The sequence below is a fragment of the Staphylococcus pasteuri genome, assembly GCF_030547725.1.
Taxonomy (GTDB): domain Bacteria; phylum Bacillota; class Bacilli; order Staphylococcales; family Staphylococcaceae; genus Staphylococcus; species Staphylococcus pasteuri.
On sequence record NZ_JAUOQO010000370.1, the window covers coordinates 1 to 269 of the forward strand.

The following is a 269-nucleotide window of genomic DNA, read 5'->3' on the forward strand; positions in this document are numbered from 1 at the left end:
TCACCAAGGGGTACACCCGTTATCCCAACATGGTCAAGTGGTCTAGCGCTGCGGTGCCCGGACCGCTCCCCGTGTCGTGGGACGAAACAGACGTCACGATTGACGCGGGCGAGGTGGACGTTGCAGAAACGCCGGATTACCTTGTTGACGCCTTGCAATTGGGCGACACGCTGATCCTGTACAAGCAACGCTCGGCTTACGTCATGCGGCTGATCGGCCAGCCCTACATTTTCCAGGTGCAGAAACTACCCGGCGATGCTGGAATGCTT

General features: G+C 58.7%; 1 protein-coding gene. It reads left to right on the forward strand.

Translation table 11 applies throughout. The features are described 5' to 3' along the window. Window positions 1–71: 71 nt before the first annotated feature. Window positions 72–269: hypothetical protein (locus Q4528_RS14030; RefSeq protein WP_303522209.1), on the forward strand; the 198-nt coding region annotated here is incomplete at its 3' end.